The 14,967-nt window shown below is 69.1% G+C and carries 19 protein-coding genes; 4 read left to right on the forward strand and 15 right to left on the reverse strand.

Going from position 1 to position 14,967, the window contains the following annotated elements:
- Positions 1 to 47: 47 nt before the first annotated feature.
- Positions 48 to 1,346, reverse strand: coding sequence for an LLM class flavin-dependent oxidoreductase (locus N2041_RS09955; RefSeq protein WP_297678311.1), 1,299 nt, complete (start codon positions 1,344 to 1,346; stop codon positions 48 to 50).
- Positions 1,347 to 1,507: 161 nt separating this feature from the next.
- Between N2041_RS09955 and N2041_RS09960 the strand changes: the two genes are divergently transcribed.
- From N2041_RS09960 to N2041_RS09970, 3 genes are read left to right on the forward strand one after another with little or no spacing between them, the layout of a single operon-like run.
- Positions 1,508 to 1,987: a MarR family winged helix-turn-helix transcriptional regulator gene (locus tag N2041_RS09960; RefSeq protein WP_297678313.1), complete on the forward strand. Its 480-nt coding sequence runs from the start codon at positions 1,508 to 1,510 to the stop codon at positions 1,985 to 1,987.
- Between the two features lie 2 nt (positions 1,988 to 1,989).
- Positions 1,990 to 2,307: a hypothetical protein gene (locus N2041_RS09965; RefSeq protein ID WP_297678315.1), complete on the forward strand. Its 318-nt coding sequence runs from the start codon at positions 1,990 to 1,992 to the stop codon at positions 2,305 to 2,307.
- A 48-nt stretch (positions 2,308 to 2,355) separates the two neighbouring features.
- Positions 2,356 to 3,039, forward strand: a complete 684-nt coding sequence (locus N2041_RS09970; RefSeq protein ID WP_297678316.1) for a prepilin peptidase — start codon at positions 2,356 to 2,358, stop codon at positions 3,037 to 3,039.
- A 2-nt stretch (positions 3,040 to 3,041) separates the two neighbouring features.
- On the opposite strand, the gene N2041_RS09975 is transcribed toward N2041_RS09970, so the two are convergent.
- The 8 genes from N2041_RS09975 to N2041_RS10010 all read right to left on the reverse strand — a co-directional run bounded on the left by N2041_RS09975 (position 3,042) and on the right by N2041_RS10010 (position 11,342).
- Positions 3,042 to 3,944 (reverse strand): type II secretion system F family protein, encoded by a 903-nt coding sequence (locus tag N2041_RS09975; protein ID WP_297678318.1) that lies wholly within the window; start codon positions 3,942 to 3,944, stop codon positions 3,042 to 3,044.
- Between the two features lie 4 nt (positions 3,945 to 3,948).
- Positions 3,949 to 4,899 (reverse strand): type II secretion system F family protein, encoded by a 951-nt coding sequence (locus tag N2041_RS09980; RefSeq protein ID WP_297678320.1) that lies wholly within the window; start codon positions 4,897 to 4,899, stop codon positions 3,949 to 3,951.
- 5 nt (positions 4,900 to 4,904) lie between these two features.
- Positions 4,905 to 6,593 carry a CpaF family protein gene (locus N2041_RS09985; protein WP_297678321.1) on the reverse strand — a complete coding sequence of 563 codons (1,689 nt, stop codon included), beginning with the start codon at positions 6,591 to 6,593 and terminating at the stop codon, positions 4,905 to 4,907.
- Positions 6,594 to 6,622: 29 nt separating this feature from the next.
- Positions 6,623 to 7,843 (reverse strand): P-loop NTPase, encoded by a 1,221-nt coding sequence (locus tag N2041_RS09990; protein ID WP_297678323.1) that lies wholly within the window; start codon positions 7,841 to 7,843, stop codon positions 6,623 to 6,625.
- Positions 7,844 to 7,956: 113 nt separating this feature from the next.
- Positions 7,957 to 8,847 carry a Flp pilus assembly protein CpaB gene (cpaB, locus tag N2041_RS09995; RefSeq protein ID WP_297678325.1) on the reverse strand — a complete coding sequence of 297 codons (891 nt, stop codon included), beginning with the start codon at positions 8,845 to 8,847 and terminating at the stop codon, positions 7,957 to 7,959.
- 135 nt (positions 8,848 to 8,982) lie between these two features.
- Positions 8,983 to 10,521, reverse strand: a complete 1,539-nt coding sequence (locus tag N2041_RS10000) for a VWA domain-containing protein (RefSeq protein WP_297678327.1) — start codon at positions 10,519 to 10,521, stop codon at positions 8,983 to 8,985.
- 31 nt (positions 10,522 to 10,552) lie between these two features.
- Positions 10,553 to 11,059, reverse strand: coding sequence for a TadE/TadG family type IV pilus assembly protein (locus N2041_RS10005; RefSeq protein WP_297678329.1), 507 nt, complete (start codon positions 11,057 to 11,059; stop codon positions 10,553 to 10,555).
- A 97-nt stretch (positions 11,060 to 11,156) separates the two neighbouring features.
- Positions 11,157 to 11,342 (reverse strand): Flp family type IVb pilin, encoded by a 186-nt coding sequence (locus N2041_RS10010; protein ID WP_098503739.1) that lies wholly within the window; start codon positions 11,340 to 11,342, stop codon positions 11,157 to 11,159.
- 343 nt (positions 11,343 to 11,685) lie between these two features.
- Here N2041_RS10010 and N2041_RS10015 point away from each other — a divergent pair, with 343 nt between their 5' ends.
- Positions 11,686 to 12,333: a methyltransferase gene (locus N2041_RS10015; RefSeq protein ID WP_297678333.1), complete on the forward strand. Its 648-nt coding sequence runs from the start codon at positions 11,686 to 11,688 to the stop codon at positions 12,331 to 12,333.
- 275 nt (positions 12,334 to 12,608) lie between these two features.
- Here the strand turns inward: N2041_RS10015 and N2041_RS10020 are convergent, their stop codons facing one another.
- The 6 genes from N2041_RS10020 to N2041_RS10045 are packed head-to-tail and all read right to left on the reverse strand — an operon-like array spanning position 12,609 to position 14,928.
- Entirely contained in the window at positions 12,609 to 13,136 is a 528-nt protein-coding gene (locus tag N2041_RS10020) for a transglycosylase SLT domain-containing protein (protein ID WP_297678335.1), read from the reverse strand.
- 17 nt (positions 13,137 to 13,153) lie between these two features.
- A complete protein-coding gene (locus tag N2041_RS10025; protein WP_297678337.1) occupies positions 13,154 to 13,417 on the reverse strand; it encodes a hypothetical protein in 264 nt (87 codons plus the stop codon).
- Positions 13,410 to 13,661, reverse strand: a complete 252-nt coding sequence (locus tag N2041_RS10030) for a hypothetical protein (RefSeq protein ID WP_297678339.1) — start codon at positions 13,659 to 13,661, stop codon at positions 13,410 to 13,412. The genes N2041_RS10025 and N2041_RS10030 overlap by 8 nt, the downstream gene beginning before the upstream one ends.
- On the reverse strand, positions 13,658 to 14,332 hold the full coding sequence (locus tag N2041_RS10035; RefSeq protein WP_297678341.1) for a hypothetical protein: 675 nt from the start codon (positions 14,330 to 14,332) through the stop codon (positions 13,658 to 13,660). The genes N2041_RS10030 and N2041_RS10035 overlap by 4 nt, the downstream gene beginning before the upstream one ends.
- Positions 14,332 to 14,784, reverse strand: a complete 453-nt coding sequence (locus tag N2041_RS10040) for a hypothetical protein (protein ID WP_297678343.1) — start codon at positions 14,782 to 14,784, stop codon at positions 14,332 to 14,334. Before N2041_RS10040 ends, N2041_RS10035 begins: the two co-directional genes overlap by 1 nt.
- Positions 14,785 to 14,799: 15 nt before the next feature.
- Positions 14,800 to 14,928 (reverse strand): hypothetical protein, encoded by a 129-nt coding sequence (locus N2041_RS10045; protein WP_297678345.1) that lies wholly within the window; start codon positions 14,926 to 14,928, stop codon positions 14,800 to 14,802.
- Between the last annotated feature and the right edge of the window lie 39 nt (positions 14,929 to 14,967).

Below are 14,967 nucleotides of genomic sequence, written 5' to 3' on the forward strand. Positions count from 1 at the left end.
CTCCCGGGGCGGGGAGGGCCACGACCGTGTCCAGCAGGCTGGACGGCTCAGACCTGCGTCAGCACCTCGCGCATCTTCCGCCAGCGCTCGGCCCGGATGCGGGCGGCGCCTTCGAGGTTCGAGGTGTCGACCTCCGCGATCATCGCGCCGTACGCGGCGTAGACCGGGATCTCGTCGTCGGTCAGCTCGCGCATCCGCTGCTTTCGCTGCAGCGCTTTTTCGATGTACGGCGCGAGCTCGTCCATCTTCTGCCGATGCCGGCGCTCCTCTTCTTCCTTGAACTCCGGCATCACCTCGGCGGCGAACAGCTCCAGCGCCTCGCAGATGTGCTCGTGCCGGTTCTTCCCGCCCTGCTGGATGAAGACGGTCTGGTCGACGCCCGCCTCAGCGAACTTTCGGAGGTGCTGCCGCAGGTCCTCCGGCGTCCCGATGCCGTCCGTGCCGCCCCCGAGGAAGTCGAGCTGCTCCGCCCCCATCGCGGCCTTCACGCGCTCGTAGTTCTCCCAGATGTTCGTCCGGCCCGGCTTGTGGTGGCCGAAGACATAATGATGCCCGAGCCCGAACTGGAAGAACTTGAAGCCGTCGAAGCCGCGCCGGAAGGCCTCCTCCCGGTCGTGGTGAATCGAGAAGCTCGTCACCATCGCGATGTTCGGGTTCACCGTGTGGCCGATCGGCACGCACTCCCGCTTGAACGTCTCGTAGTAGTCGTCCACCCACTTCTTCGCCTCGGCCGGGTCGACGAAGGCGAACGTGAGCGCGCCGATGCCGAGCTGCGCCGCGAGGTGGATGGTGTCCCGGTTCGAACACGCCACCCAGAGCGGCGGATGCGGCTTCTGCACCGGCTTCGGGACCACGTTCCGCACCGGCATCGAGAAGTACTTCCCCTGGTAGCCCGGGTAGGGGTCCATCGCCATCATGTTGCAGACCTGCTCGGTCGTCTCCAGCCACATCGCCCGCCGCTCCGCGGGGTTGATGTTGAAGCCCTCGAGCTCCGCGCGGGACGCCGATTCGCCCGTGCCGAACTCGACGCGGCCGTTCGAGACGAGGTCGAGCGTCGCGATCTCCTCGGCGATGCGGGCCGGCGGGTTGTAGTTCGGCGGCATCAGCTTGATGCCGTGCCCGAGCCGGATCCGCTTCGTACGCTGGCTCGCGGCGGCGAGGAACACCTCGGGGCACGACGAGTGCGAGTACTCCTCGAGGAAGTGGTGCTCCACCTCCCAGGCGAAGTCGATGCCGAGCCGGTCGGCCAGCTCGACCTGGTCCAGCGCGTCCTGGAAGAGCTTCAGCTCGGCGCCGTCGTCCCACGGCCGGGGGAGCTGGTGCTCGTAGAAAATCCCGAACTTCATTCGAAACCTCCTGTTGCGCGCGGAGTCTAACAGAACACTTAGCGCAATGCGAACTTCCCCCGGGAAGCACCATCGCATCCCGGCATTTGCGCGTCGCCAGCCGCACCCGCAGAATCCACCGCGGGGACACGGGCGGAATTCGTACGTACCGGAGAAGCCACGTGAAGCGCCAGCCACGCACCCCCGAGGTCGAACGGGCCATCACTGCCCTCTTCCGCGCGAGCGCGCTCCTCGACCCCATCCGCCTCACCCTCTGGGACCGCGAGAACCTGACGGTGACGCAGCTGCGCCTCCTCGGCCACCTCGCCGAGCAGGAGGGCCTCAGCAACGCCGAGCTCGCCGAACGGCTCTACGTCACCCGGCCCTCGGTCTCCGCCCTCCTCGAGCGGCTCGAGCGCGGCGGGTTCATCCGCCGCGAAGTCGCCCCGAACGACCGCCGCAGCATCTGCATCTGGCTCGAACCGCGCGGCCGCGCCGTCGTGGAATCTCTCCGCGAGGAGCTCCGCGACTACGCCGCCGGGCTCATGGAGAACATGTCCCCGGCTGAGCTGAACGATTTCGCCCGCGCCGTCGAACGGTTCGTCGAATCCGGGTCTCTCCGCCGCAAGCGGGACCTCCAGGTCGAAGACCCCGACATCTGACCGTGCCCGGCGACGAGCCGTCCGTCCGCCTCGCCGACGTGCTGGCCATGGCCTCCTCGCTCGCCGACTACCGCCTCGAGCCCGTCATCACCGCCGAGCACCTGCGGCTGGCGCTCGCCGTCCTCCTCGGCGAAACGGACCTCGCCGCGCTCAGCCGCGGCGTCTCGCCGCTGGTCCCCCGGCGCGCAGCGCCCTCGCCGGACGATGCCGTGCGGGGCTTCGCCCGCCGGTGGAGCGAGCGCCTCGGCGGCCCCTTCGAACCCATCGGCCCCGCCGACCTCGCAGCGATGCGCGCCGAACTCGAACCGCCCCCGGGTTGAAACCCGATTCGTATTGCCGGTAATCCGTCCCCCGCCGATAGTCCCCGCGTGGACTGGGCGACTGAGGCTGCTGCCGGCCTGCTGGGCGCGCTCTTCGGGTACTGGTTCCCATCGCAGCAGCACCGCTGCTACCGCGAGGCGGCATTCCGCGAGGCCCCGGCCCGCGGCGCGCGGCTGTTCGCCCTGCGGGCCTTCGCGATGCCGGCCGGCGCGCTCGCCGCTGCCCTCGCTTTCCGACCGGGGCAGCCGGGCGGGCTCGCCTCCGCGCTCACGGCGGCCTTCTGCCTCCTGCTCGTGGCGGTCAGCTCCACCGACTTCGACCGCCGCCGCATCCCGAACGTGCTCGTCTATCCCGGCATCCTCGCGGCGGTTGCTGCTGCGCCGTACTGGTCCGACCGTTCCATCGGCAGCATCGCGGCGGGCGGCGCGGCGGCGCTCGCGGCGGCCGTCCTCCTGCTGCTGCTCGGCGCGCTCGCCGGCGCGGCGGCGCGCTCCCGTGAGACGGCCTTCGGCCTTGGCGATGCCAAGCTCATCCTCCTCATCGGCCTGCTCACCGGCTGGCCGGCGGTGCTCAGCGCCCTCCTCCTCGGCATCATCGCGGCCGGCATCGTCGCCGCTATCCTCATCGTGCTCCGCGGCCGGGGCGCCACCTACAGCTACGGCCCCTACCTCGCGGCAGGGGCCGTCGTCGTGCTCCTCTGGTTCGAACGGTTCGATACGCTCGGCGGCTGAGGCTACAGGTTCTTCAGCTGGATGATGGCGGGCCCGCCGATCACGATCATGATCGCCGGGAAGATGAAGAAGACGAGCGGGAACACCATCTTGATCGGCGCCTTGAAGGCCGCTTCCTCGGCCCGCTGCCGCCGCTTCGTCCGGATGACGCCCGTCTGCACACGGATGACGCCGCCGATGGAGATGCCCATCGCCTCCGCCTGCACGATGGCGTTGATGAGCTGCCGCAGCTCGTCGACGCCCGTGCGGTCAGCCATATCGAGGAACGCATCCCGGCGCGAGCGGCCCATCTGGATCTCCCGCATCGTCCGCGTCAGCTCCTCGGCGAACGGCCCTTTCACCTTTTCGATGACTCGCGTGAACGCCGCATCGATGCCGAGCCCCGCCTCCACCGACGCGGTGATGAGGTCGAAAGCGTCCGGCAGCGACTTCCAGATCTCCTTCTGGCGCCGCCGGATGCGGCCGAGCAGGTAGATGCGCGGCGCGTACAGCCCGATGCCGGTGAGCACCGCGAACACCAGCAGCGTCCGCTGCGCATCGAGCCCCGCGCCCATCGCATAGACGAGGCCGAGCAGCGGGAACAGCCCGGCGAACACCGCGACGAGCGCGATGAACTGCCCCGGCTTCAGCCGCAGGCCCGCCTGGACGAGCGCCATCTCCACCCGCTCCTCGATGGAGGACGGCAGGATGGCGTTGATCTGCCGGTTCACGTTCTGGATGAGCGGTTTCAGGACGCGCTGCGTGAACGCAGCGTCCGGGTCCGGCAGCGCCTCCCGCGCCGGCCGCGTGTACCGCAGGCCGCCGAGCCGGACATCCATCGCCGAGTTGCCCGCCCCGCGGTAGAGCAGGCCGTAGGTCATGAGCGTGATGAACAGGAACGTGCTGAAGGCGATGAGCATCTCCATCGCGCTACACCTCGATATTCACGATGCGCTGGATGATCAGGTAGCCGATGACCTCGCTCACGAACGCGCCCATCAGCATCAGCCGCCCGAGGGGATCCGTGAACAGCAGGCCCGTGAAGTCCGGGCTGATCATGTAGAAGATGATCAGCAGGCCGATCGGGATGCCGCCGATGACGTAGCCGGTCATCCGCTGCTGCGACGTCAGCGTCCGGATTTCGCCCTTGATGCGCTCCCGCTCGCGCATCGTGTGGGCGACGTTGTCGAGGATCTCGGCGAGGTTCCCGCCGACGCTCCGCTGGATCAGGATCGCCGTGATCACGATGTCGAAGTCGGGGCTGCCGACCCGGTCGTTGAGCGCCGCCAGCGCCTGTTCGACGCTCGCGCCCATCGCCGTATCGCGCAGGGTGCGCCGGATTTCGACCGAGAGCGGCGCGGGGATCTGCTCGGCCGAGGCCTCCATCGCCTGGAGGAGGCCGAAGCCCGCCCGGAGGCCGCTGGAAAGCATCTGCAGCAGCTCGATGAGCTGGCCCTCCATCTTGTGCAGCCGCGTGGCGATCCGCCGCTTCAGCCAGAAGCCGACGAGGAACCAGCCGAGCGGCGCCAGCATCACCCCGAAAATCGGCAGGGGCAGGAGCATCACGCCCACCAGCGCGAACAGCACGGAGACGACGAGCCGGAGCGTGAAGTACTCCTTCGCGTTCAGCGTCAGCCCCGCCCGTTCGAGGTCGCGCGACCAGTTCGCCGCGATGTTCCCCGAGATGAGCGTGATGCCGGCGAAGTTGACCGCCGCCCGGCGGCGGAGGCGCGCCCGTGTCTCCTGCGGCAGCTGGGCTTCGGCCTCGCGCAGCTTCTTCAGCCGGGCCGAGGCTTCGACGCTGCTGCCGCCGAACCCGAAGAACCAGAGCACCAGCGCCGTCGCGAAGATGCCCGTCGAAATCGCAGCCAGGATCAGCATCGGAGTCACCACCCTTCCCCGGTGCCGAACAGGTTGTTCGGCAGTTCGATGCCGGCGATGGCGAACTTGTGGGCGAAGCCGGGCCGGATGCCCGTCGGCCGCATCGAGCCGTGCACCTTCCCGTCTTCATCCACGCGGTCCAGCTTGAACAGGAAGATGTCCTGCAGCGTGATGGTGTCGCCTTCCATGCCGCTCACCTCCGTGACGTGGGTCACCTTGCGGGACCCGTCCTGGAGGCGGCTGAGCTGGATGAAGATGTGAATCGCGGAGGCGATCTGCTCGCGGATGGCGCGCGAGGGCAGGTCCATGCCGGCCATCAGCACCATGTTCTCGAGGCGCGAGAGCGCCTCGCGCGGGTTGTTCGCGTGGATGGTCGAAATCGAGCCGTCGTGGCCCGTGTTCATCGCCTGCAGCATGTCGAAGGCCTCTTCGCCGCGGACCTCGCCGACGATGATCCGGTCCGGCCGCATGCGGAGGCAGTTCCGCACGAGGTCGCGCTGCTTGATCTGGTTCTTGCCTTCGATGCTCGCCGGCCGGGCCTCGAGCGTGATGACGTGGTCCTGCTGGAGCCGGAGTTCGGCCGGGTCCTCGATGGTGATGATCCGCTCGGTATTCGGGATGAAGGCCGAGAGCGCGTTCAGGATCGTCGTCTTCCCGGTGCCCGTACCGCCGGAGATGATGATGTTCAGGTGTGCGCGGACGCACATGGCGAGGAACTCGGCCGTCTGCTCGCTCAGCGCGCCGACGGCGATGAGGTCGGCCATCCGCATCTTGTCGGCGCGGAACTTCCGGATGGTGATCGTCGGCGCCTTGGGCGACGCCGGCGGGATGGTGATGTTCACGCGGGAGCCGTCCGGCAGGCGGGCATCGACCATCGGGCTCGATTCATCGATGCGCCGGCCGAGCGGCGCCACGATCCGCTCGATGATGCGCATCACGTGCTGCTTGTCGCGGAACCGCACCGGGCTCCGGAAGATGCGGCCCTCGCGCTCGAAGTAGACCTTGTCGATGTCGTTGACCATCACTTCGGAGATGGAGGGGTCGCGCAGGAGCGGCTCCAGCGGGCCGAGCCCGAGCGCCTCGTCGGCCACGGCTTCGAGCAGCTCATCCCGCGACATGCCGCCGAGCTGGAGGCCTTCCTGGACGAGCAGCTCCCGGGCCGCTTTGATGACGGCTTCGCGCTGCTGCTCCGGGGCGAGGCCTTCCAGCGCGCCGTGCTCCAGCTCTTCGATGAGGAGTTCGTGGAGGCGGATCTTCGTCGCCTCGGCGACGGGGTTGGCGCCCTGCGCCCGGCCGCCCGGCGCATCGACCTGGACCGGCCGCACGGGCCGGAGCTGGCCGCCCTGCGGCGCGTCGGGGGCCGGTGCCGGCGCTGGCTGCGGCCCGGCCGGCCGAACGAGCCCGCCCGCGCGCTGCTGCCCGGGGATGCCGGGCGGCGGGGGCGGCGCCGCGGGCTCGATGTGCCCCCACGGCTTGCCGGTGGATGGCCGGCCGAGCTGGCCCGAGGGCCGGAGCTTCAGCGCCTCCGGGTTGCCGATGGGCTGCGCCGGCCCCGTGTTCGCCGGCGGCTGCTGGCCTTCCGGCCGCGGCCCTGCGCCCTGGTCGCCCGGGAGCATCCGCCGCCGCGCGCCCCAGCCGAATGCCGGGCGCTCCTCGCCGCCTGCTGCTCGTCGATCGCGAAAGTCATCCGGCATGGCTCATTCCCCTGGTTCCTTCGAATTCGCTAGGCGCTCTTCTTGAACAGGCCGCCGAACAGCCCGCCGAGGCCGCCGCTCTTCTTCGCCTTCGACCGCGCCCGGATGCCCGCCAGCGCCCGCGCAATCTCCCGGATCTCCGTGGCGACCCGGCTGCTCGGCCGGCTCAGCACGATCGGCCGGCCCAGCTGCGCCGCCTTCACCACTTCGTTGTCCTGCGGAATCTTCCACCACAGGTCTGTGTCGAGCGTCCGCTCGACGTCCTTCTCGCGGACGCCCGTATCGACGCCCGCCCGGTTCAGCACCACCTTGATCCGCTCGTCGTCGTTCCCGAACCGCTCGTGCAGCATCTCCAGGGCGAGCACCGTGTCCTTGATGCTCGCCATATCGAGCGTCGTGATGAGCAGGATCATCGTGCCGACTTCGATCGCCGCCGCGACGATTTCGTTGAACGTGCCCGGCGTATCGAGGATGACGAAGTCGTGCGTCTGCGATAGCACGTCGACGACGTCGCGGATGTGCGCGGAGCTGAGGTTCCGCCAGTCGCTCGGCCGCGTCGGCGCCGGGAGGATGCGCACGCCGGATTCGTGCTCGACGAGGTACTCGCGGAGGGTGTTCCGGTCCACGTTGTCGAGGTTCCGCGCGAGGTCGGCGATCGACCGCTCGACGGGGATGTCCATCGTGATGGCGACGTCGCCGAAGCGGGTGTCCATGTCGACGAGGGCGACGGTCTGGTGCGCCTCGGTGGCGAGCGCGACGGCGAGGTTGGAGGCGATGGTCGTCTTGCCGATGCCGCCCTTGGCGCCGAAGACGGTGATGATGGTGCCCTGCGCGACGGGGTCGGCGAGTTCGCCGCGCCGCCGCATCGCCTCCCGCTCCTTCTTCTCGAGCACCTTCATGATCGAGGCCTCGAGCTCCTCGGGGTCGAGCGGTTCGACGAGGTAGTCCGAAGCGCCGCCCACCATCGACTGGCGCATCAGCCGGATGTTCGCCTCCGTCGAGAAGACGATGATCGGCAGGTCCGGCAGGCCGTCGTTGATGCGGGAGAGCGTCTGCACCGGGCGGACGAGGGGCTCCTCGATCCGCATCAGGACCAGGTCCGGCCGCATCTGGAAGCAGAGGGTGAACGCCTCCACCCCGTACCCGGCAGTCCCGAGAATCCCGAAGCCCAGCATCTGGAGCGTTTTCGCCAGCTCTGCCGAGCTCTCCCGGTCCGGGTCAACCACGAGAAGCTGAGGTACTCGTGCCATCGTCGTCGTTTCCTCCACCGTCTGCACCCCGGCGACCACCAGGGGCCTGCATCGTCCTGCGCTGGTGCGGGCGCCGCCGGGGCAGCGCCCGCGTCGTCGTCACGTCCGCGGCGTCACCGCACCGGGAAGAGGTCGTCGTACGTCCACACCTGCTTGCCCGTAATCGGGTCGGTGTCGCCCTTCTGCCGCGGCAGGATGCGGTACTGGCCTACGTCGTCGCGCATCGCATCGATGAGCGCCACCTTCGCCGCAAGGTCCGGCGGCAGCGCCAGCGTGATCGACACCGCCTTCTCATAGGTCGCCGCTTCCTGCTTCACGGCGCCCGCCGTCGTCGCGGACGTGCCGGTGCCCGTGCCGCCGGCGCCGCCATTCGCGCCGTCGACCTTCGGGACCGTCTTCACGACCGCCTGGGCGACGGCGAGGACTTCGACGTCCTGCGCGATGTAGCCGGCCACGACGTTCGGTTTCTCTTCGCCCGTCAGCGGGTCGACCTTGCTCAGCGTGGTGATGCCGAGGATGTCGACGCGGTCGCCCGGCTGGGGCAGGCCCGCCGCGATCCACGCCTCGTGCGGCACCTGGAGCGAGATCGCCCGCATGCCCTGGGGCACCTTGTAGGCGAGGGTGTCCTGCCCCACGTAGGTCGTCACCTTGGCATCGATGACCTGCTCGCCGGCGAACATCGGGGCCGTCGCGACCTTGCCGACGAGCGTCGAGAGGTCGCTGTCCTTCACCCGGCCGGGCAGGAGCGCCGTCGCCGGGATGGTCCGCGTGGTGAGCATGTCGGACGTGATCTTTTCGCCGACGTTCACGTCGCGCGTCAGGACGACGACCGTCTCCGCGCCTTCGCCGGCGAAGATTTTGCTGTTGACGTCCTCCCCGCCTCCGCGGCTGTTCAGGAAGGCGAAGACGAGCAGGGCGCTCAGGAGACCGAACGCGCAGGCGAGCAGGAGCACGCCCTTGTTCCGGTTCGAACCGCTGGTAGCTGCCGCAATCGATCTGTTCACGTGAGAACTCCTCCCCTTGCTATATCGGCGGTCATACGGTTCCCCTACAGACCGCCCGGTGAATCCGCCCCGGAAGCGGCATCCCCGCCCGGGGAGGGGCGGGGATGCGGTGTCGCGCTGGAACCGGGAGGCCGGCTACTTCACGAGCGCGATGTGCGTCTGCTCGGCGACGGCCTGGAAGGCCTCATCGAGCTGGGCCGTCGTCGGCGCGTGGTAGAACTGGCCGCCGCCGATGGCCGCGATGTCCTGCAGGAACGTCGTGTTCAGGTCGTTCCCGAGCCCGATGGTGAAGATGAGGATGTCGCCGTTGCGGGCGCGCTCCGCCTCCCGCCGCGCGTGCGTCTCCGCCTGGGAGACGCCGCTGCCCGTGGTGCAGCTCGTGCCGTTGTAGGCGTTCGGGTTGTAGGTGGCGCTGCCGCAGTAGGTGTTCGCGATGCCGTCCGTCACCAGGACGAGAACGCGCACGGCATTGGCGCGCTTGCCCGGCCCATCGAGCACCTGCCGGCCGACGGCGATGCCGTGTGGGATGTTCGTCGCGCCCGAAGGCCAGAGGATCGCGTCGAGGCTGCCCCGGACGTTCGCGAAGTTCGCCGTCAGGTTCTGGCTGATCGCGGCGGTCGTCGAATACCGCACGGCGCCGATTTTGTCGTACTGGCTGTCGAACAGCGTCGTGAAGTACTTCGCCGCGTCGATCGCATCATCGAACGGCTGATGCGGCCCGTTTTGTGTCGTCGTTGGCGTGTAATAGCTCGCCAACTGGCAGTAGTCACTCGTGCTCGAGTAGCCGGTGCGGTTCGCCCACACCTCCGCGTTCATCGCGTGGGATGTCGCCACGGTGTTCTGCTCCGTCTGCTCGTTCCGGTAGCCGCGGATGACCGTGAGCGTGTTCGTCGAGGTGTTCACGCCGGTGATCCGCATCAGCTCGTTGTCGATCATGATGATCCCCGGCCGGAGGCTGGCCGAAGTCGGCACCGCGGTCGGGTTCGAGCCCACGGACAGCTGCCAGTAGGGCGTCGTCGAGTTGAACGTCGTCCCGAAGTTCGAGCGGTTCGTGGCCGCGTTCGTGCTCGTGAAGATGCGGACGTCGTTCAGGCGAATCGTGGTCTGCGTGGCGTTGATGTTCTCGGCCAGCCGCGGGAACGCAAACCCGCCCGCCGGCGTCAGCCGGCCCGGGCTCATCATGTACGACGTCGAGTTCTCGACCTGCCGGAAGCTGTCGAAGCACATCGACCCGGAGATATCGAACACGACGACGATATCGAGCACCTGCGACTCGGCATCGCCCGAAGCCGAGACGTTCCAGTGCGTGACCCCGAAGATCCGCGCGAACCAGGTCGGGATGCGGGCCGATGCCTGCACGCGGACGGCCTTGTTCCCCTGCGGATAGGTCACCGCGAACTGCACGTTCTCGCCCTGGCTCCGGATGAAGCCGGAATTGTCCATCCAGTACTCGGTCGCCTTCGTCGCGGCATCGGTTTCGCTCGGCATGCTCTGCGCGGCGGCGAGCGCTGCGGCGTCGACGGCCGCCTGCATCTGGGTCCGCGCCCAGACGTACCGGCCGACGTCGATGCTCATCGCCACGAAGCCGACGAAGATGAGCAGGAACAGGGCGAACAGAGGCAGCGCCTGCCCCCGCTCACCCCGGAAAAGCCGTCGCATCAGCGAACGCACCATCGTCCGCCTCCTTTCCCTCGTCACCTTCCGGTCATTCGAGCCGCATCGACGCGTGGGAACGGATCGTCAGGTTCGCCAGGTTCCCGCCCGAGACGAGGTTGACGATGTTCCCGATCGGCGTCACCCACTGGAAGTTGTAGGCGACGTCCACCTGCACCATCGAGCCGCGCGAGCCCTGCACGTTCGCCGTCGTGATGGTCACGCGGGACGGGTCGATGTTGCACTGGCTCGGGTAGTTCGCGCAGAAGCTGTCGTAGATGCGGGTCTGCACCGTCGCGAGGTCCGACTGGACCGCGGCGATGCGGGCGCCCTCGCGGGCGGCATTCGTGATGAGCAGCCACGTGTGGAAGGCGCGGCCGAACTCCACCATGCTCATGAACAGGAGCACGAAGAGCGGCAGGATCATCGTGAACTCGACGAGCGCCTGGCCGGTCTCCGTCTCCCGGAAGCGCCGCAGCAGCCGCCGCAACGCCGAACGCCGGGGCGTGCCCGGCTCCTCCATCCCGCCTTCGCGGGGTTCCTCTGCCGCTTCGATCATGGCTGCGGTCTCCTGTCTGATGGCAGAAGGGGTGGGGTACTGCTGTGCCCCACCCCTTCGCTGCTGGTCGCCTCGCCGGGGTCACCGGCGATGCGCACTAGATGCTGCCGGCGACGTTGTTGAGCGCGTTGGCGATGTTGCCGCCGAGGAGCGTGAGGGCGCCGATGCAGACGATGGCGATGAGGGCGAGGATCAGGCCGTATTCGGCGAGACCCTGGCCTTCCTCGTCGCGCGCCTGCCACGCGGCGACCTTGCTGACGGCCCAGTTGCGAAGCTTCGACATGTCGGTTCTCCTACCTCTCTTTGGGGTCCCTGCCCCGGGTGTGTTCGCCCTCGATGTGAGCGTCCGACCTGCGGGCCGCCTGGCCCGGAGCCGTCCGTCGAACCTCCGCGAACCCCTCATCGGGTTTGGCCGTCGCGTCGGTCGCCTTCCGGCGGGGCGCCACCATCGGTGGAGCTACTCGCAACTTCGGCGGCACCCCATGGCCCCAAAAGGGCAGTCACCCACGTGCAACTGCTTCGTTCCCCCGTCCCCCGGCCGGACCCCTGCACTGCTCGCCGGGGCCTCCCCTGCCGACGTTAGGAATGACGGCTGCCCGGATTGCAGCCAGCAGGGGGAACCGCCGATGCCGACTGCCCAGACGACCGCCGCCAGCCTGTCACCGTCGCCGTGGAAGCGGCGTGTCTCCATGGCGCAGGATGCCGCGCTCGTCGTCGTCAGCGCCCTCTTCTTCTATGCGCACGGGCGCTCCGCCCTCGAAGGCCACTCTGCGGCCAGCGCCTTCTTCGCCATCGAACAGGCGCTGCTCATCGGCATCTTCCTCACCCGGCGGCGGCCCATCTACACCTCGACCCGCGTCTACGACTGGGCGATCGCGACGATCGGCGGCTGGTTCGCGCTCGCCTCCCGGCCGATGCCGAGCGGCGGCCTGCTCGAGGCGTATGGCATCGGGCTGCAGGTGGTCGGCCTCACGTGGGTCATCGTGAGCTTCGCCACCCTCGGGCGGAGCTTCGGCGTGGTCGCCGCCAACCGGGGGCTGAAGACGTACGGCCCCTACCGGCTCGTGCGGCACCCGATCTACCTCGGGCACAACATCACGCTGGCGGGCTTCCTGCTCGCGAACCTGTGGTGGTGGAACGGCTTCGTCTTCGCGACGGTGGTCGTCTTCCAGGTCCTCCGGGTCCAGGCCGAGGAGCGCGTGCTGCGGGCCACTGCGGACTACGAGAGCTACGCGAGCCGGGTGCGCTGGCGGCTGGTGCCGGGCCTGTACTGACCGCTGCGGGGGGGCGGATGAGCGGTTGAACTGGAGCGGGCGGCGGGAATCGAACCCGCACCTCAACCTTGGAAGGGTGGGGCGCTGCCATTGCCCGGCGTCGTGAGGATAGCCTCCTGTCATTCGATTCGAATCTGATTGTGAGTCTGTGGGCTGGCGCTTCCACAACGCTACGTTGTGCGCTGAGAGCGTTCAGAGCGCCTTGTGCAGCCAGTGCGTAGCCAAACGGTAGCCAAGCGATTGATGACGTCCTTCGCGCGGTGTCATGCCGTGCGTCATGGCTTGCAGCTCCACTGCCGCCACCCGTCACCCCTCACGAGATCGCGCTGGTACACCGCCAGCGCGACCTTCGCGTTTACGAGCGGGTCCATCCACGCGTCGGACGGCTCGCCCGCCCAACCGAACCACCCGCTCCAGAGCTGGAACAGGCCGAGCGACGACCCGCCGTCACCGACCGCGCCAGGACTCCATCGGCTTTCGCACCACGCGACGGCAGCCGCTTCAGCTCGCGCCGCCTCCGGCCATCCAGCCAGCTCCAGCACCGCATCGAGCTCAGCGCGAGTGAGCTGGCCGCCATGAGCAGCGGTGCGGCGGCGGGCAGCATCAGCCACCACCTGCGCCGTCGGCACGGTCGTGCCGGGGTGCAGCGCCTCATCGATGTCCGCGCCCGGCGCTGAGACCGGCGGGGTGACGGGGGAGATGCTCCCGGAGATGATGGCCGGGCGCGGGGTTGGCCCCCCGGTATGGTGATTCCCCGCGCCCGGTTCGTGGAGCGCGGCGGCGGAGAGGAGAGCAGCCAGCACCGCCGCGCCGATCCACCTCAGACTCGAACCCCGCAGACGACGTCGGCGATGGAGGCGGCAGTGCCGACGAGATCGCGGACGACCTCCGGTTCGGACCTGTAGAACCGCACGCGCCTGCCGTTGGGGGCCCGCAGCTCCACGCAGTACCACGTCTCGCCGTGGCGCTCCTCGGCCAGCACGATGCAGCGGAGGCCGCCGGCCAGGTCGACCTCGATGGGTTCGCCGCCAGGCTCGGGGAGCGGATACGAGTAGATGTCGATGCAGTTGATGAACTCAGTCACGGCGCACTGTCTCCCCGGCTCCGCTGCGGACGCGGCTTCGCACCTCGATGCCGTAGGCGGATGCGATGACGGCCACGGCCGCGAGCCCGCCGCTCGCCAGCCCCCGGATGGCCTGCTCGCCGATGCCGACCCACCAGCCGCCATCCGTGAGCGCGCCGGCGGGCAGCTCCGAGAGCGACGCCAGCGGCCCCAGCAGGCCGGAGAGGACGATGAGGAGCCCGATGGTCAGGGGGGTGACTCTCATGCCGACCACCTCGCGTAGATGTGCGGCACGGTGCCCGAACCGATGCTCGTCGGGTCCGTGCCGACCGGGTTCGCCAGCGAGCTGGCAGAGGAGAACAGGTGGTTCCCGCGGTTGTTGCCGCCGGTCACGATGCTGAACGACACGCCGCCGGCGGCGCCGCGGAGGGTCGCCGCAGCCGTGCACCGCACCGCTGCCCAGTACAGCCCCGGCGGCAGCGTGAGGCTGACCGCGCCAGATTTCACACCGGTCGTGCCGGTGTCGAGCCCTGACACGTACGCCAGCCGCGTCCCCGGCCGCCGCGACGTCCCATCGCTCGCGTAGATGGCCGCTTCGGCCGAGCCGGTCGACGACGTCGACACCTCGATGCCGAGGTCGGTGACGCTCCACGGGAGCCACACGACGAACGGGACGAACACGCACCGGCCGGCAGTCATGGCGATGGTGCCGCCGGCGCCAGTGAACGGCCACAGACACCGCCAGTTCGTCGTCGGCGAGGGCAGGAACGGCGCATCAGCCAGGACAGCGAGGTCGATGGCAGGGAGGCGGGCGAACCCCGAGGCGAGGCCGAGGTAGAGCACCCGGTCGGCGAGATTGGCAGCCAGCTCCCCCGGCAGCATCGACCCCGGCTCGGAGCCGCTGGTCGTCGACCGCCGGACCTGGATGCTCGGCATTAGAACGTCCCGCAGTCGATGGTGCCGACGAGGAGCGTGACGAAACCGTTCCCGCTGTCCTTCGTCCACTCCATGCCGGCGCCCATCCGGATGACGCCGTCCGTCCCATCGGTGCCCCACAGGTACCCCGGCGTGCCGCCGGAGACGACCGAGACCTTCTCATCGGTCGACGCCTCGGGGATGCCGAGCGAGTCCTTGAGCGCCTGCACCGTGATTTTCCGCTCCCGCTGCCCGGTGCCGTCGGCATCGTGGATGAGGAGCAGGTCGGCGGACAGGTTGACGGCGCCCATGGTGCTGAGCGCGTCGACCTGCGGCGTCGGCGTGAACCTGGTCGTCGCGTCCTCCGCGACGTGCAGGTTCTTCCGGTCGGTGGTGATGAGCAGCTCCCCGGCGAGCATGCCGCTCGTCGGCAGGCTCGAGTGGGTTCCGCGACGGTGCTGGACTCTCGGCATGGCAGACCTCCTTGACTAGAACGTCCCGCAGTCGAGGACCGCGGGGATGACCTGGCTGGCGCCGACGCGGATGGTCACGCGGGCGCCCGATGCGGAAACGTGGACGACCGGCTGGCGGACGCGGATCGTGATGCGGTGCGTCATGCGATCACCCCGTCGGCGACGGTGATATGCCCCATGAGG

Source organism: Tepidiforma sp. (assembly GCF_026419595.1).
GTDB lineage: Bacteria > Chloroflexota > Dehalococcoidia > Tepidiformales > Tepidiformaceae > Tepidiforma.

Excerpts from the sequence above, each read along its gene's own strand:
- N2041_RS10035 (WP_297678341.1), bottom strand. The coding sequence starts at position 14,332 with ATGCCGAGCATCCAGGTCCGGCGGTCGACGACCAGCGGCTCCGAGCCG.
- N2041_RS09955 (WP_297678311.1), bottom strand. The coding sequence starts at position 1,346 with ATGAAGTTCGGGATTTTCTACGAGCACCAGCTCCCCCGGCCGTGGGAC.
- N2041_RS10030 (WP_297678339.1), bottom strand. The coding sequence starts at position 13,661 with ATGAGAGTCACCCCCCTGACCATCGGGCTCCTCATCGTCCTCTCCGGC.
- N2041_RS10045 (WP_297678345.1), bottom strand. The coding sequence starts at position 14,928 with ATGACGCACCGCATCACGATCCGCGTCCGCCAGCCGGTCGTCCACGTT.
- N2041_RS10040 (WP_297678343.1), bottom strand. The coding sequence starts at position 14,784 with ATGCCGAGAGTCCAGCACCGTCGCGGAACCCACTCGAGCCTGCCGACG.
- N2041_RS10010 (WP_098503739.1), bottom strand. The coding sequence starts at position 11,342 with ATGTCGAAGCTTCGCAACTGGGCCGTCAGCAAGGTCGCCGCGTGGCAG.
- N2041_RS09980 (WP_297678320.1), bottom strand. The coding sequence starts at position 4,899 with ATGCTGATCCTGGCTGCGATTTCGACGGGCATCTTCGCGACGGCGCTG.
- N2041_RS10015 (WP_297678333.1), top strand. The coding sequence starts at position 11,686 with ATGCCGACTGCCCAGACGACCGCCGCCAGCCTGTCACCGTCGCCGTGG.
- N2041_RS09975 (WP_297678318.1), bottom strand. The coding sequence starts at position 3,944 with ATGGAGATGCTCATCGCCTTCAGCACGTTCCTGTTCATCACGCTCATG.
- N2041_RS09990 (WP_297678323.1), bottom strand. The coding sequence starts at position 7,843 with ATGGCACGAGTACCTCAGCTTCTCGTGGTTGACCCGGACCGGGAGAGC.
- N2041_RS10000 (WP_297678327.1), bottom strand. The coding sequence starts at position 10,521 with ATGGTGCGTTCGCTGATGCGACGGCTTTTCCGGGGTGAGCGGGGGCAG.
- N2041_RS09985 (WP_297678321.1), bottom strand. The coding sequence starts at position 6,593 with ATGCCGGATGACTTTCGCGATCGACGAGCAGCAGGCGGCGAGGAGCGC.
- N2041_RS10005 (WP_297678329.1), bottom strand. The coding sequence starts at position 11,059 with ATGATCGAAGCGGCAGAGGAACCCCGCGAAGGCGGGATGGAGGAGCCG.